The organism is Proteus sp. PR00224 (assembly GCF_016238105.1).
GTDB lineage: Bacteria > Pseudomonadota > Gammaproteobacteria > Enterobacterales > Enterobacteriaceae > Proteus.
In genome coordinates this window covers 200,090-217,571 of the sequence record NZ_JAEHQU010000001.1, presented here as the reverse complement: position 1 = coordinate 217,571, position 17,482 = coordinate 200,090, and the positions used below count along the sequence as shown (strand labels likewise).

General features: G+C 40.4%; 16 protein-coding genes and 1 pseudogene. 10 read left to right on the top strand and 7 right to left on the bottom strand.

The genetic code is table 11. The features are described 5' to 3' along the window. The first annotated feature begins 79 nt into the window (after window positions 1–79). The 8 genes and pseudogenes from rsxA (at window position 80) to JEP71_RS01045 (ending at window position 8,464) form a co-directional block, all read left to right on the top strand. On the top strand, window positions 80–661 hold the full coding sequence (gene rsxA / locus JEP71_RS01080; protein ID WP_006536930.1) for an electron transport complex subunit RsxA: 582 nt from the start codon (window positions 80–82) through the stop codon (window positions 659–661). Next, a complete protein-coding gene (rsxB, locus tag JEP71_RS01075) occupies window positions 661–1,287 on the top strand; it encodes an electron transport complex subunit RsxB (protein WP_198619553.1) in 627 nt (208 codons plus the stop codon). The genes rsxA and rsxB overlap by 1 nt, the downstream gene beginning before the upstream one ends. Further along, window positions 1,280–3,301: pseudogene (rsxC, locus tag JEP71_RS01070) on the top strand (electron transport complex subunit RsxC); the annotation flags it as partial. The gene rsxB and the pseudogene rsxC, both read left to right, overlap by 8 nt. A gap of 27 nt (window positions 3,302–3,328) precedes the next feature. Continuing rightward, window positions 3,329–4,405 carry an electron transport complex subunit RsxD gene (gene rsxD, locus JEP71_RS01065; RefSeq protein WP_196533221.1) on the top strand — a complete coding sequence of 359 codons (1,077 nt, stop codon included), beginning with the start codon at window positions 3,329–3,331 and terminating at the stop codon, window positions 4,403–4,405. A gap of 15 nt (window positions 4,406–4,420) precedes the next feature. Next, window positions 4,421–5,047, top strand: coding sequence for an electron transport complex subunit RsxG (rsxG, locus tag JEP71_RS01060; RefSeq protein WP_109372350.1), 627 nt, complete (start codon window positions 4,421–4,423; stop codon window positions 5,045–5,047). Between the two features lies 1 nt (window position 5,048). Further along, a complete protein-coding gene (locus JEP71_RS01055; protein WP_198619555.1) occupies window positions 5,049–5,753 on the top strand; it encodes an electron transport complex subunit E in 705 nt (234 codons plus the stop codon). Window positions 5,754–5,765: 12 nt separating this feature from the next. Further along, window positions 5,766–6,404: an endonuclease III gene (gene nth / locus JEP71_RS01050; RefSeq protein WP_109372352.1), complete on the top strand. Its 639-nt coding sequence runs from the start codon at window positions 5,766–5,768 to the stop codon at window positions 6,402–6,404. A gap of 113 nt (window positions 6,405–6,517) precedes the next feature. Then, window positions 6,518–8,464: an exoribonuclease II gene (locus JEP71_RS01045; protein ID WP_198619556.1), complete on the top strand. Its 1,947-nt coding sequence runs from the start codon at window positions 6,518–6,520 to the stop codon at window positions 8,462–8,464. 156 nt (window positions 8,465–8,620) lie between these two features. On the opposite strand, the gene JEP71_RS01040 is transcribed toward JEP71_RS01045, so the two are convergent. The 6 genes from JEP71_RS01040 to pgpB all read right to left on the bottom strand — a co-directional run bounded on the left by JEP71_RS01040 (window position 8,621) and on the right by pgpB (window position 12,619). After that, entirely contained in the window at window positions 8,621–9,031 is a 411-nt protein-coding gene (locus JEP71_RS01040; RefSeq protein WP_198619557.1) for a hypothetical protein, read from the bottom strand. Between the two features lie 106 nt (window positions 9,032–9,137). Further along, window positions 9,138–9,461, bottom strand: a complete 324-nt coding sequence (yciH, locus tag JEP71_RS01035; protein ID WP_006536941.1) for a stress response translation initiation inhibitor YciH — start codon at window positions 9,459–9,461, stop codon at window positions 9,138–9,140. Continuing rightward, window positions 9,462–10,196, bottom strand: a complete 735-nt coding sequence (gene pyrF, locus JEP71_RS01030) for an orotidine-5'-phosphate decarboxylase (protein ID WP_198619558.1) — start codon at window positions 10,194–10,196, stop codon at window positions 9,462–9,464. 45 nt (window positions 10,197–10,241) lie between these two features. After that, window positions 10,242–11,414, bottom strand: a complete 1,173-nt coding sequence (gene lapB / locus JEP71_RS01025; protein WP_109372357.1) for a lipopolysaccharide assembly protein LapB — start codon at window positions 11,412–11,414, stop codon at window positions 10,242–10,244. Between the two features lie 12 nt (window positions 11,415–11,426). After that, a complete protein-coding gene (locus tag JEP71_RS01020) occupies window positions 11,427–11,684 on the bottom strand; it encodes a LapA family protein (RefSeq protein ID WP_232797478.1) in 258 nt (85 codons plus the stop codon). 215 nt (window positions 11,685–11,899) lie between these two features. Then, the gene (pgpB, locus tag JEP71_RS01015; RefSeq protein ID WP_198625593.1) at window positions 11,900–12,619 is read right to left on the bottom strand and encodes a phosphatidylglycerophosphatase B; all 720 of its coding nucleotides are present in this window, start codon (window positions 12,617–12,619) and stop codon (window positions 11,900–11,902) included. A gap of 265 nt (window positions 12,620–12,884) precedes the next feature. On the opposite strand from pgpB, the gene ribA reads away from it, so the two are divergent. Both ribA and JEP71_RS01005 read left to right on the top strand, forming a co-directional pair. Beyond that, entirely contained in the window at window positions 12,885–13,484 is a 600-nt protein-coding gene (gene ribA, locus JEP71_RS01010) for a GTP cyclohydrolase II (protein WP_109372360.1), read from the top strand. 247 nt (window positions 13,485–13,731) lie between these two features. Next, entirely contained in the window at window positions 13,732–14,547 is an 816-nt protein-coding gene (locus tag JEP71_RS01005; protein WP_198625592.1) for a MetQ/NlpA family lipoprotein, read from the top strand. A gap of 83 nt (window positions 14,548–14,630) precedes the next feature. On the opposite strand, the gene acnA is transcribed toward JEP71_RS01005, so the two are convergent. Then, complete coding sequence (acnA, locus tag JEP71_RS01000) at window positions 14,631–17,303, bottom strand: aconitate hydratase AcnA (RefSeq protein ID WP_198625591.1); 2,673 nt, start codon at window positions 17,301–17,303, stop codon at window positions 14,631–14,633. Between the last annotated feature and the right edge of the window lie 179 nt (window positions 17,304–17,482).

The following is a 17,482-nucleotide window of genomic DNA, read 5'->3' as shown; positions in this document are numbered from 1 at the left end:
CTTGATATTATATACGCTTGTTTAGCCTCTTTATTTCTGGAGGCTTTTTGTTTCTCTGTTTAACAATTTTGGCATAACAATGACTGATTACTTGCTTCTATTCGTCGGCACCGTATTGGTGAATAACTTTGTACTCGTCAAATTCCTAGGTTTATGCCCATTTATGGGTGTATCAAAAAAATTAGAAACCGCGATTGGTATGGGATTTGCGACGACCTTTGTTATGACGCTCGCCTCGATTAGTTCTTGGCTGATGGATAATTTTATTTTAGTCCCTTTGGACTTACTTTATTTACGCACACTGAGCTTTATCTTAGTTATTGCAGTAGTTGTACAATTCACTGAAATGGTCGTAAGAAAAACAAGCCCGACACTCTATCGTTTGTTAGGGATCTTCTTACCTTTAATTACCACAAACTGTGCCGTCTTAGGTGTTGCGTTATTAAATATCAATCAAGCCCACACCTTTATGCAATCTGCCGTTTATGGTTTTGGTGCAGCCGTCGGTTTCTCTCTTGTAATGGTATTATTTGCCGCCATTAGAGAACGATTAGCGGTCGCCAATGTACCCGCGCCATTTAAAGGTGCTTCAATCGGTTTAATTACCGCAGGTTTAATGTCTCTTGCCTTTATGGGTTTTAGTGGTTTGGTGAAACTGTAATGAATTCTTTATGGATAGCAATTGGCGTACTGGGTGCGCTAGGTCTTATCTTTGGGCTAATTTTGGGCTATTCCGCACGTCGTTTTAAAGTGGAAGAAGATCCTATTGTCGAAAAAATTGACGCGATATTACCACAAAGCCAATGCGGACAATGTGGTCATCCTGGTTGTCGTCCTTATGCCGATGCAGTCGCAAACAATGGTGAAATGATTAACCGTTGTGCGCCGGGTGGCGAACAAGTGATGTTAAAAATCGCGGAGTTGATGGGTGTTGATCCTCAACCGCTTGATGGTGACGAAGAAGCATTAAATCCAATTAGAAAAGTCGCCTTAATCGATGAAGATAACTGCATAGGATGTACTAAGTGTATTCAAGCATGCCCTGTTGATGCCATTGTGGGCGCAACACGAGCTATGCACACCGTTATTGAAGACTTATGTACGGGCTGTGACTTATGTGTTCCTCCTTGCCCTACTGATTGTATAACCTTGATTCCTGTCAAAGTCACAACCTCGAACTGGAAATGGGATTTAAACACAATCCCTGTTAAAAACATTCCAGCAGAGCCTGAAGAAACACCTGAAGATGAACCGTCATTAAAGGCGGAGGATAGCGCTCATGTTTAATCTCTTTTCGTTATTTAAAAAAGATAAAATCTGGGATTTTAAAGGCGGTATTCATCCTCCTGAAATGAAATTACAGTCAAGTCGTACACCCATGCGTATAGCGCAATTACCTGATGAAGTCATTATTCCTATCCATCAGCACTTAGGTGTACCGGGTCAACTTTGTGTCAGCGTAGGTGAGCATGTATTAAAAGGCCAACCCTTAACAAAAGGAGTTGGCAGAACATTACCTGTACATGCATCTATCTCTGGTACCGTTACGGCAATAGAACCTTTTCCAAGTGCTCACCCTTCTGGCTTACCTGAAATTGCAGTAAGGATCCAATCTGATGGTAAAGATGAATGGAGAGAGAAATCACCTATCATTAATTACCAGTTAGAAAGCAGAGAAACATTACTTAGCCGTATTCATGAAGCTGGTATTGCAGGATTAGGCGGTGCGGGATTCCCAACGGCATCAAAATTAAAAGGTGGTGGCGATCTCGTTAAAACACTGATCATCAATGCAGCAGAATGTGAACCTTATATCACCGCTGACGATCGCTTAATGCAAGAACACGCTGATGAAGTAATTGCTGGATGTCAGGTATTAATTCACCTTCTCTCCCCTGATGAAGTATTAATTGGTATTGAAGATAACAAGCCTGAAGCCATTGAGGCATTAAAACAGGCATTAAACGCGATGCCCGATGAAAAACGTATTTTCATTCGTGTTATCCCAACAAAATACCCATCAGGTGGCGCTAAACAACTTACCAAGATCTTAACGGGTAAAGAAGTTCCATCGGGAGGTCGTTCATCTGACATTGGCGTTTTGATGCAAAACGTAGGTACTGTTGTCGCGATCAAACGCGCAATTATCGATGATGAACCTTTAATTGAGCGTGTCGTCACCGTTACAGGTAATGGCGCCAAAACACCGGGTAACTTCTGGGCACGTTTAGGTACACCGATTTACTCGTTATTAAAACAAGCGGGCTTTGTAGCAGGCTCTGAACAAATGGTGATTATGGGTGGGCCATTAATGGGCTTTACCTTACCAGACTTAAATGCCCCTGTTGTTAAGATAACGAACTGCCTACTTATCCCTTCAGCTGAAGAGATGGATACAGATAACCTTGAAGAAGCCTGTATCCGTTGTGGCCATTGTGTTGATGCTTGCCCTAGTGGTTTATTACCTCAACAACTTTACTGGTTTAGTAAAGGTAAAGAGCATGAGAAAGCGCAACAACATAATTTATTTGATTGTATTGAGTGTGGTGCATGTGCGTTTGTTTGCCCAAGTAATATTCCACTAGTTCAATACTACCGCCAAGAAAAAGCAGAAATACGTGAAATTGATGCGGAAGTAAAACGCGCGACTGAAGCCAAAGCACGTTTTGAAGCGAAAAAAATACGTATGGAGCGAGAAAAACTTGAACGTGAAGCAAGACATCAACGTGCCGCAGTTAAACTTGACGATGAAGAGCACAGTGAAGTTCAATCCGCACTTTCTCGCGTAAAAGCGAAACAAAGTATCGGCAAAATTATTTCTGTTAAAGCAGGTGAAGAGCCAGATAATGCAGCCGCTATTGCCGCACGTAAAAAACGTAAAGAAGAAGTCAGAGCAAAACAGGCTGCTAAATTAGCACAGCAAAAAGCACTAGAAGCGTCAAGTGAGAATACAGCGAGTGAGAGCGAAGATGCTGACCCACGTAAAGCCGCTGTCGCTGCCGCATTGGCTCGTGTTAAAGCTAAGAAAGCTCAACAAGCTTCTCAATCATCAACCGTAGAAGCCCCTGTTCAAAGTGCTGAAACGGAAGATGTCGATCCGCGCAAAGCCGCTGTCGCTGCCGCAATTGCCAGAGTAAAAGCCAAAAAAGAGGCTCAACAAGCTCAAACGGAAACAACAATTGATGAAGCCCCTGCTCAAAATGCTGAGACGGAAGAAGTCGATCCGCGCAAAGCCGCTGTCGCTGCCGCAATTGCCAGAGTAAAAGCCAAAAAAGAAGCCGAACAACGTCGAGCTAATAAAGAAGAAGTTACCTTGGATTAATCACAGATGAAATTCAGACCAATACAAAATAACAATAGTAAATTAAAAATTGCGAGTTCACCTTTTACGCATAATCAACAGTCCACCAGCCAAGTTATGCTATGGGTAACATTAGCGGCACTTCCGGGGATCTTAAGCCAGATCTATTTCTTTGGCTTAGGAACCATTTACCAAATTGTGTTAGCTATTATCGTGGCGCTTGTTACTGAAACACTTTGCGTAAAGCTCAAAAAAGAAGATCCCTTACTTTATCTGAAAGACAATTCAGCGCTGTTGACTGGTGTATTGCTCGCCATTAGTATTCCGCCTTTAGCGCCATGGTGGATCATTGTTTTAGGTACTTTTGTTGCTATTGTTATCGCAAAACATATTTATGGTGGCTTAGGACAAAATCCATTTAATCCCGCAATGGTGGGTTATGTAGTTTTGCTGATCTCATTCCCAGTACAAATGACATCTTGGATGCCTCCCGTTGAATTACAGGCTGTCTCTTACAATGTCATGGATAGTTTAAGCATCTTCTTTACAGGGCATACCTCTTCTGGCTTAACGCTTGAAGATTTAAGACGTTCTGTCGATGGCATTACACAAGCAACACCTCTTGATAGCTTTAAAACGGGTTTATTAACTCACCCTATTAATGAAGTCTTAGCGACACCTATTTTACAAGGTGAATTTGCAGGCATTGGCTGGCAATGGGTGAATGTCGCTTATTTAGTTGGCGGATTAATCCTGCTTTATAAACGCATTATTAGCTGGCATATCCCTGTTGCGATGATTTCTGTATTAGCACTATGTTCGGTTATTAGCTGGGGTATTGATCCTACGCGTTATTCACAACCGCTATTACAGCTCTTCTCTGGTGCAACAATGTTAGGAGCCTTCTTTATTGCGACTGATCCAGTTAGCGCCTCAACAACCCCTAAGGGGCGTTTAATTTATGCGGGCATGATTGGTTTATTAGTTTGGATTATCCGTGTCTATGGCGGATATCCAGATGCAGTCGCCTTCTCTGTATTGCTTGCCAATATTGCCGTACCGCTCATTGATAGCTATACACGCCCTCGTGTTTACGGACATTAATCCAAGGAGAAAATGATGATCGAAATCTTAAAACGTCATGGGTTAACATTAGCTATCTTTGCTGCCTGTACGACAGGCTTAACTGCGGTGGTTTATCACTTAACCGCAGACACCATTGCAGAACAAGTCGCTTTAGAGAAACAAAAATTATTAGATCAGGTGATCCCACAATCAATGTATAACAACGATCTCTCTAAAGATTGTTATCTACTCACGGCACCTGAATTAGGGAATACAAAACCACATAAGCTTTATGTTGCTCGTTTAGACGGTAAACCTGTTGCAGCCGCATTAGAATCTACCGCTCCTGATGGATATTCAGGCGCAATTGAGCTTCTTGTGGGCGCCGACTTTAAAGCAAATGTCCTTGGTGTACGTGTTACTGCTCATAATGAAACACCAGGGTTAGGGGATAAAATTGAAACACGTATTTCTGATTGGATCACGACATTGAGCAATAGATTCATTTCCAGTGAAAACGATCCGCACTGGGCAGTAAAAAAAGATGGTGGCGATTTTGATCAATTCACGGGCGCGACGATCACCCCTCGCGCTGTTGTTAACTCATCAAAGCGCACTGCTTGGCTAATACAATCTTTACCAGAGAAGTTGGATACACTTCCTGTCTGTGAGGCGAATTAAGATGAACTCTATCAAAACGCTATTTTCACAAGGGTTATGGACCAATAACTCAGCTTTAGTTCAACTACTGGGTTTATGTCCTTTACTTGCTGTTTCTTCTACTGCCACTAACGCATTAGGCTTAGGGCTTGCAACAACATTAGTGCTCTTTTGTACTAATGTGGCGGTTTCAAGTTTACGTCGTTGGGTTCCTTCTGAAATTCGAATCCCAATTTATGTTATGATAATTGCGTCTGTCGTCAGTGCTGTGCAATTACTAATCAATGCGTATGCTTACGGCTTATATCAATCTTTGGGGATCTTTATTCCATTGATCGTCACTAACTGTATTGTTATTGGTCGTGCTGAAGCGTTTGCCGCTAAAAATGAAGTCTTTCCTTCCGCTATTGATGGTTTAGCAATGGGATTAGGCGCAACCGCGGCACTCTTTGTTTTAGGTGCAATACGTGAAATTTTAGGTAACGGCACATTATTTGATGGTGCAGATTTACTATTAGGTGAATGGGCGCAAGTATTAAGAATTGAGATAGTACATTTAGACTCACCCTTCTTACTTGCCATTTTGCCACCGGGTGCTTTTATCGGCTTAGGCTTTATGTTAGCAGCAAAATACCTGATCGATGAAAGACAGAAAAAGCGCAGCACTTTGACAACGAAAACTTACGAAAAAGAACAAGGCTGTGGTAGTCATATCGTCAAAAATTAATTTGTGAGCATAATGAATCAAGCAAAACGTATTGAAATTCTAACTCGGTTGCGTGATGACAATCCGCAACCTACGACAGAGCTAAAATTTGACTCTCCGTTTGAACTATTGATCTCCGTGTTACTCTCTGCACAAGCAACCGATGTGAGTGTAAATAAAGCAACAGCCAAGCTTTACCCCGTTGCCAATACACCACAGGCAATACTGAATTTAGGCGTTGATGGTCTTAAGAAATACATTAAAACCATCGGCCTCTATAATACTAAAGCTGAAAATGTGATTAAGACGTGTCAAATCTTAGTTGATAAACATAACAGTGAAGTACCTGAAAACAGAGAAGCCCTAGAAGCCTTACCCGGTGTCGGTCGTAAAACTGCCAATGTCGTTTTAAACACGGCATTTGGCTGGCCAACAATCGCTGTCGATACACATATCTTTAGAGTGAGTAATCGGACAGGTTTTGCCCCAGGTAAAAATGTCAATGAAGTCGAACAAAAACTGTTAAAGGTTGTTCCGGCAGAATTTAAGGTTGATTGTCACCATTGGCTTATTCTTCATGGTCGTTATACCTGCATTGCACGAAAACCACGGTGTGGCTCTTGTATTATCGAAGATCTTTGTGAATTTAAAGAAAAAACAGATCCCGAGTGAAAATTTGTCGATTTGTCTGTTTTTATGATGCGATATTACTTGCGTCACTACACACAATCGAATAAAACTATTGCCCACTTTTATTATTAAAACTGCCGACTTTCCGGAAAAATATGTTTCAAGACAATCCGCTGCTTGCACAGCTAAAACAGCAACTCCATGCCCAAACACCGCGCGTGGAAGGCCTTGTAAAGGGAACAGATAAAGGCTTTGGCTTCCTTGAAGTTGATGGTCAGAAAAGCTATTTTATTCCCCCTCCGCAAATGAAAAAAGTGATGCACGGCGACAGAGTTATTGCTGCCGTTCATACAAACGGCGATAAAGAGTCGGTTGAACCCGAAGAATTGGTCGAACCTTTCTTAACGCGTTTTGTTGGTCGTATTCAGAAAAAAGAAGGTGATAACCGTCTGTGGATAGTACCTGATCACCCTCTCTTAAAAGATGCTATTCCTTGCCGTCCTGCTCAAGGCTTAACACATAGCTTTGTTGATCAAGATTGGGCTGTTGCCGTAATGCGTCGTCACCCACTTAATAAAGGTGATAAAGGTTTTCAGGCTGAAATTACAGACTATATTACCGATAAAGACGATCACTTTGCGCCTTGGTGGGTAACCTTAATGCGTCATCAGCTTGAACGTGATGCGCCTGAAATGGGTGACGAAGCGCTCACATTACATGACACTTTACCTCGTGAAGATCTGACTTCTCTCTCCTTTGTCACTATTGATAGTGCATCAACAGAAGATATGGATGACGCCCTCTTTATTCGTAAAGAAGAGAACGGTCAACTCACACTCTTTATCGCTATTGCAGATCCAACCGCTTATATTCTGCCTAATAGTGAATTAGATAAAATTGCCGCACAACGTGCGCTAACTAACTATCTGCCAGGCTTTAATATCCCAATGTTGCCTCGCGAACTGTCAGACAATATTTGCTCATTACGTCCTAATGAGAAACGTCCTGCATTAGTTTGCCAAGTGAGTATTACCGAAGATGGCTCATTGCTTGAAGATATTCACTTCTATTCTGCGTGGGTAGAATCAAAAGCCAAGCTAGTTTATGACCATATTTCAGATTGGTTAGAAGGTGAAAATACCCAATGGCAACCTGAAAATGAGATTGTTCATGAGCAAGTGATGTTATTAAAAGAGATGTGTGAAAAACGTCATGAATGGCGTGAAAAACATGCTCTGGTCTTTAAAGAACGCCCTGATTACCGTTTTATTCTTGATGAAGGTGGCAATGTTTTAGATATCGTTGCAGAAAAACGCCGTATCGCAAACCGTATTGTTGAAGAAGCGATGATCACCGCCAATATCTGTGCGGCAAAAGTACTGGCGAAAAACTTAGGTTTTGGCGTTTACAACGTTCATACAGGCTTTGATCCACTTTATATCGATCAAGTTGTGCAGACATTAAAAGATAACGGTATTGAAACTACATCTGAAAGTTTATTAACGCTTGAAGGTTTCTGCCAATTGCGTCGTGAGCTTGATAATCAGCCAAATCAATTCCTTGATAGCCGTATTCGCCGCTTCCAAAACTTTGCTGAAATCAAAGCTGAGCCAGGTCCTCACTTTGGTTTAGGATTAGAAGCTTACGCAACATGGACTTCACCAATTCGTAAGTACAGTGATATTTTAAATCACCGTTTGCTTAAAGCGATTATCAGCAAAGAAAGTGCTGAAAAACCACAAGAAGAAGATGGTATTCGTATTGCAGAGCGTCGCCGCGCTAATCGTATGGCCGAACGCGATGTGGGTGATTGGTTATATGCGCGTTTCTTAAAACCTTTTGCTGGCACTGAAACACCATTTAATGCAGAAATTATCGATATTACTCGTGGTGGTGTTCGTGTTCGTCTAGTTGAAAATGGTGCTGTTGCCTTTATTCCTGCGCCATTCTTACATGCTGTACGTGATGAAATTCAATGTAGCCAAGAAACAGGCACCGTCATTGTGAAAGGTGAAACTGCTTATAAACTCAATGATATCATTCCTGTACGCATTGAAGATGTGAAGCTGGAAACACGCAATATCGTTGCTCGCCCTATCTAATAGGACTTAAATCGGTATACAATGAGGCTGATAGTTCACTTAGAGCTATCGGCTTTTTTTATATCTCTTATTTTTGTTAGTGATAATGAAATGCAAAAAAATAGGTGACATTGTCACCTATAATCGTACTTATGGATTTCGCTGTTTTCTTAATAATTAATCAGGGTGACCAGTGATCGTGATTTTAGTGCCTTTCTTATCTTCTTCTAACACAAACTCCGTAAAACCACCTGAAAACTGTTGCTCTATCATTAATTTCTTCGGATTTTCCCATTTATAATCAACAGAAACACCGTCTTTTGTATATTCTTTTTGGATGTTATTGTTCACTTTAATGGTTTTTACAAGATAATCTTCATCGTGTTCATTGACATATTTTTTATATGCATCTGCAATTGAAAGCCCAGCATAAACACAATGTGTTATTGCGCCATTCTCATAAACTTCATCCATGGTCTGTTCTGGTGAAGAACAATATTTGTTATGAACAATTATTTTATCCGCAGTCGTTTCTGCAAAAAGCGCAGAAGAATATAATAGTGCAACAATCATCAAGTACGCTTTCATAAAATACCTTTTAAAAGACATCTATTAGTGACAATAAAAAAATGCGCTAATCTCAATAGAAAATCAGCGCATTATCATTCATTTCATTGCTATCTAGCTAGTTAAATCAGCCACCAGCAAGTTTAACCTTCATTCCTTTAGCTTCTAATAGCGATTTAATTAAATCACGTTTATCACCTTGGATCTCAATTAAACCGTCTTTGACACTCCCTCCGCAGCCACATTTTTTCTTCAGTTCAGCCGCAAGTTTAGCTAACTCTGCATCATCCAGATCAATACCTGAAACAACGCATACACCTTTGCCTTTACGTCCACTAGTTTGGCGCTGAATACGCACAATACCATCACCAGCAGGACGTACTGGCTTTTGTTCTTCTTCTTTTATGCGACCCGTATCTGTGGAATAAACCAAACGAGAGTTATTATCCATTTACATACCTTGTATAGAACGATTAATTTGTTGCAATGTTTCATGAGGGTTATCGCTACGAGTAATAGGACGACCAATCACCATATAATCAACGCCTGCCGCAATGGCTTGCTCTGGTGTCATTACACGACGCTGATCGCCAACATCACTTCCTGCTGGACGAATACCCGGAGTGACTAATAAGAAATCATCACCACAAACTTGTTTAAAACGTGTTGCTTCATGTGCAGAGCAGACGACACCATCAAGACCACAAGATTTTGTCAGTAACGCTAAACGTTCTGCTTGTTCTGCGGGCGTCAATGTTATTCCCAATTCAATTAAATCAGATTGATCCATACTGGTAAGTACAGTCACTGCCGTTAAAAGTGGCGCGTCTTTACCAAAAGCAGCAAGACTCTCTTTAGCCGCACGCATCATACGACCGCCACCACTCGCGTGTACATTAACCATCCATACACCTAAATCAGCAGCGGCTGCAACGGCTCTTGCAACAGTATTGGGAATATCATGGAATTTTAAATCGAGGAAAATATCAAACCCTTCTTTTTGTAATTGAGTCACAAACTGAGGTCCAAAACGGGTAAACATCTCCTTACCAATTTTTAAACGACAAGATAAGGGATCGATACGCTGTGCAAAGTCTAATGCACTTTTTTGGTCTTCATAGTCTAGTGCCACAATAACGGGCGCGCAGGTAAGCTCGGGCGATTTCTTATCACAATGAAATGACATTTTAGGGCCTTTATTTATAGAGAGACTATTAAAAAAGTGACATCGTCACTGACCATCTAAACCGCGAATAGGTTTAACGGTATCCCATGAACGACAGGATGGACAATGCCAATATAATGCATGAGAGGTAAAACCACATTTATGGCAACGATAATCTGGTTTCGTGCGAATTTGTTCACCAACCATATAGCGCAATAAGATAAGGCTCTCTTTAGCGCGTCCTTCTTCTGCTTCTGCTAAATGGTAACGCATTAAACGATAGAACAAGCGCATGGTTGGATGACGCTCTAATTGACGATTAATGTATAACTGAGCTGCTTCAATACCTTCTTTAGCTTCAATAATGTCAGCAAGGTAAAGCTCCGCAATCGCACCACAATTACTATCCACACATTGACGTAAATAAGTTTCCCAACGAGCATTATCGTCGCCTTGAGCTTGGAAACATTCAAAAAGCATAGGTAAGGTTTCACTGACCATCTCTTTATCTTGCTCAATAACTTTCATTAAAACATCGATAGCTTTTTGTTTATCATCACGAGCAATATAGATACGACCATACATAATTGAAACACGAGCGCAAAGCGGGTCTGTTTGCCCTGCTTTTTGTAAGAAATTGAGCGCGCTCTCAAGATTATCGCTACTCATTTCTTGTAACGCCAATTCACAATAGAAATGGGCGATTTGCTCTTTGAGCTCGCGTTGTCCCAATTTTACTAATTTTTCAGCCGTTTCTATGGCTTTTCCCCAATCACTGGTTAATTGGTAAATAGCTAACAGCGATTGCAACGCACTTTGGCGAAATTCATGCTCATCAATAAGTTGCTGAAACATATTTTCAGCGCGATCGTAAACACCCGCCGCCACATAGTCACGACCTAACTGTTGAACAGCAAGTAGGCGTTGCTCAAAGGAAAGCGCAGCACTTTCCATTAGCGATTGGTGGATACGAATAGCGCGTTCGACTTCGCCACGAGAGCGGAAAAGATTACCTAAAGTAAGATGAGCTTCAAAAGCAGAGCTATCTTCTTTAAGCATTTCGAGGAAAAGATCAACTGCTTTATCTTGTTGATCAGAAAGTAAAAAGTTAACACCCGCCACATACTCACGTGACAGGCGATCGGCGTTCTGCTGTTTGTCCTGTTGGGCGCCACGACGCCCCATATACCAGCCGTAAGCCGCAGCGACAGGTAATAACAGAAACAGCAATTCTAGCATCAGCTATCGTCCTTATTTCGTAGCAGAAGCAACCGTTGGGCGACTTTCTTGGTTTTCTTGTTTTGTTTGGGCGCTTTCAAGACGTTTAATTTTACGTTTTGCTCGACCTAGTGATAAGCGTACACGTAGATAAAAAACACCACTTACAATCCAGCCAAGTACAAAACCCATACCAAACAGGGTAGCTAACAAGGTAGAAATACGATATTCACCTTGAGCGATAAGATAATTGAATGTGACTACCTGATCGTTATTTGTGCCTAAAGTCATGGCAATCACCACGATGGCAAGAACAAGAATAACCAAAATAAAAAGTAGGACTTTTTTCACATTATTTCCTTTTTTATTCTCTTTTCTTTAGTAGACAGATAAAGGTAGCATTTTCACTGCGCATAAAGAAAGTCATTTCTTAGAATCATCTGATTTTCGTATATTTTTTCATATAAATACTGAAAAAGACATTCTCTCAAAAATAAGGGCTATTGTCAGGGTTTGAGTAATAAACGCCACTCAATCACCTTAAATGCACACCAAACCAGCACGGTGCTGATAAGAATACCGACAATCACATCAGATGCCCAGTGCATTCCTAATACAATACGCCCTACCGTGACATCAATTCCCCATAATAACCCGAGTGACGCTAAAAAATAATGACGGCGCAACATAAAAAGGACAAAAACAAATAATGCGAGTGTCGCTGAAAATAAACTATGACCAGACGGAAAAGCATAACCTGTTTCAGTTTTCCAATATTTAAGTTGCCATTCAGGGACCACAGGTGAGTTGGCTAATCCATTTTGGAGTAATTGTTCTCGCTCAGGTCTTGATACTTGATAAAAAGCTTCAGAGCTAATGTGCAAATTTTCACTAACCCAAACAACATAAGGGCGAGGCTCTTTTACTGTATTTTTAACCGCAACCTTAATTAATTGCCCAATAAATAATGTTGCAATAATTATCACGGCTAATTGAATAAAATGATTACGTTTTAATTTCAACACCATAAAAAGCAATGCTAACAAAACAATAATAGTCACAGCGCCCCAAGGTTTTGCTGCACTATCAGCTATCCATAATGTGCTTATCCCGCCTAAAGGGTGATCAGTAGGTTGCCACTTCCAACCCAATATCAACACAGCACTTGGTATGATTAAGAGCAACATACTACCTAACAGAATCAACTTTGTTACTTGCTTATTCAATATATTGCCTCTTCTTAAATACAAATGTTCTCATCCATTTACAGCTAAAGATTATCAGTATAAACGATGCAAGTTTAGCAATAAATCATTATGCACTCGGCATCAAAATCTGATAATTTGTTGAAGTGTGATTTAATAAGTGTGTGTTATTCATTTCCTTACCTATGAGGCCTGGAAATATTTCAGTGTATTATTTCTCTTTGTTCTCGTTATAAAGTGTATAATCTTGGACGAGAGTATCACCTGAAATTATGAGTCAAAAATAATGAAATTAAGACGTATCGCAGAAGCAAAACTACCGACTCCTTTTGGCGAGTTTTTAATGGTCGGTTTTGAAGAAATCGCAACAGGAAAAGATCATGTCGCTCTAGTTTATGGCGATATTTCAGGCTCAGAGCCCGTATTATCTCGTATTCATTCAGAGTGCCTAACGGGCGATGCCCTATTTAGTTTACGTTGTGATTGTGGTTTCCAACTTGAAGCAGCACTTTCACAAATAAGTAAAGTAGGTCGTGGCGTATTACTTTATCATCGCCAAGAAGGCAGAAATATCGGATTGCTAAATAAAATACGAGCCTATGCGTTACAAGATAAAGGTTTAGATACCGTTGAAGCGAACCTTGAGTTAGGTTTTAAAGCTGACGAACGCGATTTTACCCTTTGTGCTGACATGTATAACCTCTTAGGTGTTCATGAAGTTCGGTTATTAACCAATAATCCGAAGAAAATTGAAATCATGAAAGCCGCAGGAATTAATGTTATCGAGCGAGTTCCTTTGATTGTCGGGCGTAATCCAAGTAATGCACATTATCTTGATACTAAAGCCGATAAAATGGGACATCTTTTATTTAAGAAAGCGCAATAATAAAGTAACAACACAACATTAATTATTTTCAAATCCGAGCCTGAGTTGCTCGGATTTTTTATTTATTCCTTTTATTTTATTACCTTGTAAATTTATTCTTTATCTATTTTTCTTCTCTTACATCTTATTTTTATGTCTTTATTATCATTAAATTATATCATGTGAAAATTTGTCATATGCGATTTCATTGACTATCTATCTGATTCTAAGTTATTTATTAATAAATAAATTTTGATAGGAATGCATTATGCCATTACATTTTTCTGGTAGGGTTTTCGGCGCGCTTTTATTAGCAGGAGCATTATTGACTGGTTGTGATAATAGCGATAAAAACAGCTATTCAATCAAGGTTGGTGTGATTAATGGTGCTGAACAAGATGTGGCTGAAATTGCCAAAAAAGTCGCAAAAGAAAAATATGGCTTAGAGGTTGAATTGGTAAGTTTCAGCGGTTCTTTATTGCCTAATGATCCCACTGCAAATAAAGAACTTGATGCCAATGTTTTTCAACATCTCCCTTTTCTTGCCCAAGATAATCAATCTCGTGGTTACAATTTAGTGGCTGTCGGTAATACCTTTGTTTTTCCTATGGCGGGCTATTCAACTAAAATCAAACACCCTTCGGAGTTAAAATCAGGCGATACCATTGCAGTTCCTAACGATCCCACCAATTTAGGTCGAGCATTACTGTTACTAGATAAAGAAAAGCTTATTACGCTAAAACCAAACAGTGGTTTATTGCCTACGGCTATCGACATTATTGATAATCCACTTAGGCTTAAAATTATGGAGCTAGAAGGTGCGCAATTACCACGGGTTTTAAACGATCCCAAAGTAACTGTCGCTATTATCAGTACAACTTATATCCAGCAAATTAATTTATCACCGACCAAAGACAGTATTTTTATTGAAGATAAAAACTCTCCTTACACCAATATTATTGTGACAAGAGAAGAGAACAAAGACGCTGATAATGTACGTGATTTTATCAAAGCATATCAATCTCCCGAAGTTGCCACCGCTGCCGAAACCATTTTTAACGGTGGTGCAATTCAAGGCTGGTGATTGTTATTACAAAAAGAAAAGATAAAAAAATGCCCCATTATTTTTATAATGGGGCATTGTTATTAACTACGTTACAAAACTAATTAAAGCATATTACGAATAACATAATGCAATATACCACCATGTTGGAAATAGGCTAATTCAGTTTGAGTATCAATACGGCAACGCGCCATAATAGTTTCAGTACGATTATCTGCAAAAGTAATATTAACCGCGACATCTTGGCTCGGTATTAATGCATTAAGCCCTGTGATCTCAATTTTCTCATCACCTTTTAAGCCCAATGTTTGACGAGATACCCCTTTAGGAAACTCTAAAGGTAAAACTCCCATACCGATTAAGTTAGAACGGTGAATACGCTCAAAAGAGCCTGCAATCACCACACGTACACCTAATAGACGTGTTCCTTTTGCCGCCCAGTCACGGCTAGAGCCTGAACCATATTCACTACCAGCAATAATTGCCAACGGCGTATTTTCTTGCTGATAACGCATTGAAGCATCATAAATAGCCAATATTTCACCAGTTGGAATATGCTTGGTAAAACCACCTTCGATTCCCGGCACCATTTCGTTACGAATACGAATATTGGCAAATGTGCCTCGCATCATGACTTCATGATTGCCACGTCTTGAACCATAAGAGTTAAAATCTTTCGGCTCGACACCATGTTCTCGCAGATAACGCCCTGCGGGACTATCCGCCTTAATATTACCTGCGGGTGAAATATGATCCGTTGTCACCGAATCACCTAAAATAGCCAAAATACTGGCTTGATGAATATCTTTAATCGGAGCCGGCGTTTTTGACATACCTTCAAAGAAAGGAGGATGTCGAATATAGGTAGAGTCTGGTTGCCAATCATAGACGGGTGTATCTTGTGTTTGCAGTGATTTCCATGTTTCATCGCCTTCAAACACGGCAGAGTACTCTTTATGGAACATCTCTGTTTTAACTTTCTCAACAGCATCTGCAATAGCTTTACTGTCAGGCCAAATATCTTTTAAATAAACGGGAGCACCCTGTTTATCTTTACCTAATGGCTCTTTAGTAAGATCGATATTCATATTTCCTGATAAAGCATAAGCAACCACTAAAGGCGGTGATGCTAACCAGTTGGTTTTCACTAAGGGATGAATTCGACCTTCAAAGTTACGGTTACCAGATAATACAGCCGCAATAGTTAAGTCATTATCTTTAATCGCACTTTCAATCGGTGCTAATAAAGGCCCAGAGTTGCCAATACATGTTGTGCAACCATATCCCACAAGATTAAACCCTAACTTATCCAGATAAGGCGTTAATCCTGCTAGATTAAGATAATCCGTGACGACTTTAGAGCCAGGAGCCAAAGAAGACTTAACCCAAGGTTTACGCTGCAATCCTTTTTCTACCGCATTTTTAGCGAGTAATCCTGCTGCCATTAAGACATTAGGGTTTGATGTGTTGGTACATGATGTGATCGCCGCAATAACGACGGCACCATCGGTTAACTCAAATGCAGGATAATCATCAATTTTTACTTGAGGAAATTGTGCCAGTGGTTTCTTATTGGTTTCAAGATCTACAGCTGCTTTAAATGCCTTAGGTACACTCGGCAGATTAACTCTATCTTGAGGGCGTTTAGGCCCTGCAAGACTCGCTTCAACGGTTCCCATATCTAACGATAATGTTGACGTAAAGATAGGTTCATCACCTGTATGTCGCCATAAACCTTGCTCTTTGCTATAAGCTTCAACAAGTGCAATTTCTTGTTCTTCACGCCCTGTTAAACGCAAATAATCAAGGGTGATCTCATCTATTGGGAAGAATCCACAGGTCGCGCCATACTCTGGCGACATATTCGCTATTGTTGCACGATCAGCTAAAGGTAATGACGCTAAACCATCACCATAGAACTCCACAAATTTACCCACAACACCATGAGCACGTAACATCTGTGTGACGGTTAATACCAGATCAGTTGCCGTGATCCCTTCACGTAATTTTCCTGTCAATTTAAAGCCAACAACATCTGGAATTAGCATGGAGATAGGTTGTCCTAACATTGCAGCTTCTGCTTCAATGCCTCCTACACCCCAACCTAAAACACCAAGACCATTTATCATTGTGGTGTGAGAATCTGTGCCGACTAAGGTATCAGGATAAGCCACATGACGCCCATTTTGCACCTCAGACCAAATAGCTTTACCTAAGTACTCCAAGTTTACCTGATGGCAAATTCCTGTCCCTGGCGGCACGACACGAAAGCGTTCAAAGGATTGCTGCCCCCAACGTAAAAAAAGGTAGCGTTCATAGTTACGCTCCATTTCAATTTCCACGTTTTCAGCAAAGGCATTTTTATTGGCATATTCATCAACCATAACAGAGTGGTCAATAACCAAATCTACGGGTGATAATGGATTAACTTTATCCACTTGCCCGCCCAAAGATTTCACAGCTTCACGCATAGCCGCTAAATCAACAACCGCAGGCACACCTGTAAAATCTTGCATAAGTACCCTTGTAGGTCGATATGCAATTTCTCGCGATGCATGTGCTGTTTTTTGCCACTCAACGAGTGCCTTAATATCCTCGTCAACAACAGTATCATTGTCGAGATAACGCACTAAGTTTTCTAGTAACACCTTCAGAGACTTAGGAAGACGGGTAATATCGCCTAATTGGCGGGCAACTTCTGAAAGACGGTAGTACTCATATTCTTGAGATCCGACTAAGAGCGTGGAATGGCTCTCTTTTTTCAAACGTAACGACATAGCTCCTCCTTCTTATTTTTATACTGACAGCATGTTTAAACCATCAAAATAGGTAAGGTTATTTATTAAACATATCATATAACGCCGAATTTCGCTTAAAGACCACACAATTTGTTAACGTAATGTTATGGATGTCATAGTGTTAATAAATTTTAATCTCAGGATTTTCGCTTAATTAG